Here is a 6,319-nt window from a genome sequence, read left to right on the forward strand (position 1 = left end):
CGATGCCGCTCTCCGGCTCTCCGGGCGCGGGCGGCGTCACGGCCGGCGACGCGCTCGGCGCCGTCGGCTACGGCTTCAACGCCTTCCAGAACTTCAAATCCGGGAACACCATCGGCGGCGTCGGCAATCTCGCCGCGACGGCGATGATGTTCATTCCGGGGGCTCAACCGTTCGCACCCCTGGTCGCGATCGGCTCCCAGCTTCTCGGCGGGCTGTTCGGCAAGGACCGCGGCACCCCGACGGCGGCGGCGACCGTCACCTACAGCGGCACCAATCAGGTCGCGAGCAGCTACAACCAGGACAACGACGGCTCGCTGGAGCAGGCGCAGCAGCTCCTGTCCAGCATCGACGCGGCCACCAAGCAATTCATCACGGCGGCCAGCGGCGCGACCAACGGCGAGTTCGGCATCGGCGTGGAGGGGCGTGACGGACGCTTCAAGGCCCGGACGCTGACCGGCGAACTGCCCGGTGACTTCGGCAGCCTGGATGAGGCGGTCATCGCCGGCTTCAAGGCCAACGTCGGCAAGGGCCTGATTTCCGCGTCGGACGACGTGCTGAAGGCCATTGGCACCAGCACCAAGACCGACATCAACGAATGGCTGGGCGACGTCTCGTTCGCCAAGACCTTCCGGCCGCAGTTCGACTCGCTGATGGCGAACCTTGATCCGGTGTCCAACCAGATCAAGACGTTTACCGAGGCGTCGAAGCAGCTTGGCGAACAGGTCCAAGCCAACATCGTCGAGTGGCGGGACACCGCGTCCCGGCTCGGGCTCGCAACCGGGTCGGAACTGACCACGGCGGCGCGGCGCGGCATCGAGGCGATGATGGGCCTCGGTCCCGTCACCCAGCCGCTGGTCGGCATGGCGGCTGCGAGCAAGCAGGCGGAAATCCAGTTCGAGGCGTTCCGGCCCGCGCTCGCCTCCCTCGGCTACACCGCCGAAGAGGTCGCCGACATGGCGACCCGCTACACCGCCAAGCTGACGACCGCCTACAGCGACGCGGTGGGGCTCCTCCAGCGGCAGGCGGGCGTCCAGGTGTCCGGGCTGTCGGGCCGGGGTGCCAGCTTGTCGGCAGCGGATACCTTCCGGGCCGCCGGTGCGACGGTGGAGGCGGTGACAGCCCCAGCCTTCGCGGCGCTCACCGATGGTCTGGACGGGCTGACGGCTGCCGCGCGGCGCGGCGCGCTGACCTATGCCGACGTCGAGGCCGGCTGGCGCGCTCTCAATCAGGCCGTCTATGAAGGCGTGCTGACGGCCGACCAGTACACCACCGCCGTCGGCCTGCTGACGACGGCTTACCAGGACAGCCAGACGGTGCTGTCCACCCTGCGCCAGGGCTGGACCTCGGTCCAGGCGATCACCGAGCCCCACCGCCAGCCGACGGCGACGGACGTGCTCGATGGCGCGATGGTCCGTGGTGGTGGCGCTGGAGTGCTGGCCTTCGCGACCCAGCTCGACGGCCTGTTCACGGCGATCCAAGGCGGTACGGCATCCTTCGGGGATTTGGCCTACACCTATGAGCGCGCCGCCGATCTGTTCCGCGCCGGCACGATCACAGGCGAACAGTTCACCGGCATCGTCAGCAGCATGACGACGGCGTGGACCAAGGCGGCCGACGCCGCCAAGGCCCTGACCGCCTATCAGTCCGACCTCAACAGCCGGATGTACACCGGCGTCGGGGCGGCTCGGACGGCGGGCTTGTTGTCTCTCGACCAGCAGCAGGCGGTCGAGTTGGCGCAGGCGCGGGATGCCGGCTACGACACGACGCTGTTGCAGCAGGTCCTGGCATCCGAGCGGGGCCAGAAGGCGTTCGACCTCGCCAAGGCCGATGTCCTCGGCTACTACGACCAGCAGATCAGCGCGACGCAGGACCTGATCACCAGCCTCCAGGATGGCGCGGTCGCGGCGGCGGCGGTCGCCCGCCAGTTCCGGCAGGCGTACGACAGCCTGGCGCTCGACGACAGCAGCCCGCTGTCGGCCTACGAGAAGCTGATCGAGGCCCGCCGGCAGTTCGACGAGGCCTACAGCACCGCGACCAGCGACACCGCCAGCGACACCGAGAAGACGGAGGCGCAGCAGCAGCTCCAGCAACTCGGGCCGACGCTGGTCTCGCTGGCCCAAGCCTACTACGCCAACAGCAACCGCGACGATTACGACCGGATCCGGTCGCTGTTCGACCGGCTCGGCACCTTGCCGGGCGGCGCCAACCCCGCCACCGCCGACAGGGATTTGCAGGTCGCGCAGGATACCTTGAAGGAGTTGCAGCGGCAGCGGGCCGACGCCGCCCGGCTGGGCGAGCGGCAGTATGGGAAGCTGGACGACCTCAGCGCCACCATGAACCAGAGCTATGCCGTCTGGCAGGCGTCCCTGGTTGCGCTCCAGCGGCTGACGAACACCCCGTCGGCCGCGACGCTGCCCCAGATGCTGGCCGGCATGACCAGGGAGACCCTGCCGGATGTCGTCACCTGGGCGAAGGCGCAGGGCGCCGACACCCTGCAACAGGTCCTGGTCGCGGCCGACAAGCGGTTCGGCTGGGAGAACAACCCGTACCGTTACCGGGCGCCTGATGACGTCGCCACGATGGAGGGGACCGGCTTCACATCCGAGGACGCCTTGGGGTTCCTGCGGCAATTCGGCTACGCGGGCGGGTTCGACAGCAACGCGAACGCCTTCATCGCCGCGCACGGGATCGGCGACCAGTACACGGCGTTCCTGCGGGACTTCAAAGCCCGCAACTCGGTGGAGGGCAAGCGGACCCGACTGGCGGCGTTCACCGACGCCCAGATCGAGGCAGCCTTCGGCGGGATGGCGGACATCCAGGCGGCGCGGTCGGTCGATCCGGGCTTTAACCTGCGCCGCTGGTTCGAGGCTTACGGCATCAACGAGGTGCTGTCGGGCGCCCGCTCCATCCCCGGCTTCGCAAAGGGCACCCTCTCCACGCCGCCGGGCGCGAAGTGGGTGGGCGAGCACGGCGCCGAGCTTGTGTGGGACGGCGGTGGCGCGGCGGTCGCCTCCAGCGCCGACTCGATGCGCATCGCCAGCCTGTGGGAGAGCGCGGCGAACGATCGGTGGTCGGGGCCGAACATCGCCAGCCTTCGGGCGCACCGCCCCGAACCCAGCGGCGACGCGGCGCTGGTCGCCATGCTGGAGCGCAAACTCGACACCGTGACCGCCGAGTTGAAGGCGTTGCGCGCGGAACGGTCGCGCGACGCCCGCGACCAAGTGGCCCTCACCGAAGCCGCGGCAACCGAAACCATCGCCGGCCAGGGGCGGATGCTTGCCGCCCTGCGCCTGCACCATGACGAGGAGAGAGCAGCGTGATCCATTTGATCGAAATCGGCTGCTACGTCGGCGCCGCATCCTCCAGCACCCACACGGTCGGCGCCGGGCTCAAGGGCTTCGTGCTGACCGCCGGCCCGCCGGCCACGGTGGGAATGACGCTGCGCGTGGAGGCGACGGACGGTTCCGGCGCCTGGATGGAGGGGCTGGTGGTCGCCGGCACCTCCGCTGGCTTTGCCCTGTCCGTCAAATCCACCGGCGGCGCGGGCGTCCACAGCGGCTGGAAGCTCGCCGCCGGCATCCTGCGCTATGCCAACGAGGACTATGACCACCCCTCCGCCCCCGGCCCCTACGAGCCGGTGATCGCGCCCGACGGCTACGCCATGGGCTCGGTCAGCCTGCATGGGGACGGCCGATCGTTCGGGGCGGGCGATGTCGAGAAGGGCCGGATCAAGATCATCAACGCCGGGCTGCGCGACCACCTGCGCCGCTACGCCTACTTCGGTCGGCTGGCGCGGGAGCTGTTGGTCGCGGGGCCGGCGGCGGCCTACAGCACGGCGGTCGTGCTGCGCACCGGCACCGTGGAGCAGCCGGTGGTGGGGGCGCAGGATGTGCTGTTCCGCTGGCGCGGCGCGCTGTCCGATCTGGACAGCCGGTGGCAGGGCTCCACCTATCCCGGCGGCACCGGCGCCGCGATGAGCACCGACGGAGCCGAAGGGCTGCGGGATTTGCCGCGCCCCCGGCTCCGGGGCTACCGGGCGCAGATCGAGCCGGTGTCGACCAACAACGTCGGGGACCTGCGCCAGATCAGCGACCGCCGCATCCACGGCGTCGCCGACGGCCGCAACAAGGGCGTCCCGATCACGGTCGGCGTGAGGTGCTCGACGCTCCAGGCGCTGAAGGACTCGACCCCGACCACCGGGACGTTCAATTGGTATGCCGGCGAGAACGGCGACGGAGCGTGGTGCAAGACGACGTTCGGCAGCCAAGGCGGCGTTTTCACGCTGGCGGCTTGGGAGGGGGCGACCGAGGCGGACCGCTTCCTGGCGCAGGTCTGGCGCCGCAGCCTCATCGAGGATTGCGGCTACACCGGCGCCGACCTCTCCGCCGCCGATGTGGCGGCGCTGGACCTCGCCTGTCCGTGGGAAGCCGGCGTTTGGGCCGGGACGCAGGAGCGGACCAAGCGGGCGGTGCTGGACGAGCTGTGCGGCGGCGTGGCCGGCTACCATGACGACGACATGGGGGTGTGGCGGATCGTCTACGACGGCGCCGCCGCCGGTCCGCCGGTGCTGACCTTCCGACAGCTTCTGGGGGCCGACGAGGACGCGCCGGCCGGGCATGTCCCCTATGGCTCCCTCGAACTGGTCGCCAGCAACGACGACACGCGCGGGTTGCCCGTCTGCGCCGTCGACGTCGAGTTCGCGCCGCGCGACCGGCCGTTGGGCTCGGGCGATCTGGCCGGCGACCCCGCCTCGGACTTCGATCCGGTCGGCGGGGCGGATGCGCGGGTCCAGTTGTCGAGCGAGGTGCTGACCGCGACGTGGCCGTCGTCCGGCAAGGACCAGGGAATCATCGACCTGTGGGGCGAGCGGCGCCTGACGGTCCGGACGGCTCTGCGCAAACGCGAGCACGCCCTCGCGCTCGCGGTGCGGCTGTTCGCCGTCCACAGCGCGCTGCGCGACCGCTTCACCCTGGCGGCGGCCCTGACCGCCGAGACCATCCCCGCCCGGCCGGGCACCGACATCGCCGTACGATCCTCGCGCTACGGCCTGGAGGCGGGCAAGACGATGCGGGTCAACGGCCGGCGGCTGGAGGGGCTGACCATCAAACTCGACCTGCTGGAGGCCCCGCTGTGAGTCTGGATGCCATCATCGGTTTGGACCGCTGGACCGACCAGTTCGCTTTCGCGGCCGGCGGCGGGGGCTGGGACCCCGACCGGCCCGTCACGAACCTCGGCTCGATGCCGCTCTACCGGGTCGGCCGGACGGCCACCGGCAACGCGGACGACACCGTGTTCGTGGCGACCAGCACCAGCCCCTTGCCGGTCGGGCTGATGGCCTTCGTCGGGCACAACGCGGACGACGACGACACCTTCGAGATCGAGATGTTCGGCGACCCCGGCATGGCCCCGTCGACTCTCGTCCATCATGAGGATCCGGCCGACTTCTGGCCGGTGGTCTACGACCGCTCCGCCCTGCCGTTCGAACACGAGTCGTTCTGGACCGGAAAGTATTCGGCCCGGCAGCGGGCGCGCAAGCGCACCCCGATCCGTCCGGTCTACCTGCCGTCACCCGTTCTGGTGCAGGCCATCCGCGTCAGGGTGCGCAAGATCAACCCATCGGCCGGCCCCTTTCAATGCCGGCTGTTCGAGATCGCCATGGGTCATCAGGTCTCGATCAGCCCGGCGCTGGGGCTGAACTATGGGTTTGGCTTCCGGACCACGGCGGTGCAGGCCGAGTGCGGCCACAAGGAGTTCAACCGGCTGCCCAAACCGCAGATCTGGAGGGGACGCATCCCCTACCTGCCGGTCGACGAGGCCCGCCAGCGAATGCACGACGCGCTGGAGGATTACGACCTGGACGTGCCGTTCCTCTTCTTCCCCTTTCCCGACCGGACGGTCGACTGGCTGCGCATGGTGCAGCTCGTCCGCAACCTCGACCCCGGCCTGTTCGGCGTCGTCGGCCACCAGCACGACGAGGTGCCGTTTTCTTTCGAAGGAGTGCTTTGAATGGTGATGCTGAAGGGCAAGGAATACACCGGCGCCGGGCTCGGGACGAACTTCGGCCACAAGAAGCCGACGGTCTCCGGAGCCGATGGGCAGACCCGCGACCAGTGGGAGAACATGTGGACTGATGGCCTCGCGGAAGTGGGGGACCGCGCAGCCGCTGCCGTGGAGGCTGGCGAATCCGCCGCCGCCAGCCAAGCCGCCGCCGCCGCATCGGCGACCGCCGCCGCCGGCAGCGCGGGCAACGCCGCGGCCGATGCCGCTGCCGCGCATACCGACCGGGTGCTGTCCGAGACGGCCCGCACGGCGGCGCAGG

3 protein-coding genes and 1 pseudogene are annotated in these 6,319 nt (G+C 70.2%); all 4 read left to right on the top strand.

All coding sequences use genetic code 11. The features are described from left to right. Positions 1 to 3,320 (top strand): annotated as a pseudogene (locus J2847_RS33670) (hypothetical protein); the annotation flags it as partial. Further along, complete coding sequence (locus J2847_RS33675; RefSeq protein ID WP_209783081.1) at positions 3,317 to 5,134, top strand: hypothetical protein; 1,818 nt, start codon at positions 3,317 to 3,319, stop codon at positions 5,132 to 5,134. The pseudogene J2847_RS33670 and the gene J2847_RS33675, both read left to right, overlap by 4 nt. Then, positions 5,131 to 6,006 carry a hypothetical protein gene (locus tag J2847_RS33680; RefSeq protein WP_209783082.1) on the top strand — a complete coding sequence of 292 codons (876 nt, stop codon included), beginning with the start codon at positions 5,131 to 5,133 and terminating at the stop codon, positions 6,004 to 6,006. Before J2847_RS33675 ends, J2847_RS33680 begins: the two co-directional genes overlap by 4 nt. Further along, the coding region (locus J2847_RS33685; RefSeq protein ID WP_209783083.1) for a hypothetical protein at positions 6,007 to 6,319 on the top strand (313 nt) is incomplete at its 3' end.

This window comes from Azospirillum agricola (genome assembly GCF_017876095.1).
GTDB classification, from domain to species: Bacteria; Pseudomonadota; Alphaproteobacteria; order Azospirillales; family Azospirillaceae; genus Azospirillum; species Azospirillum agricola.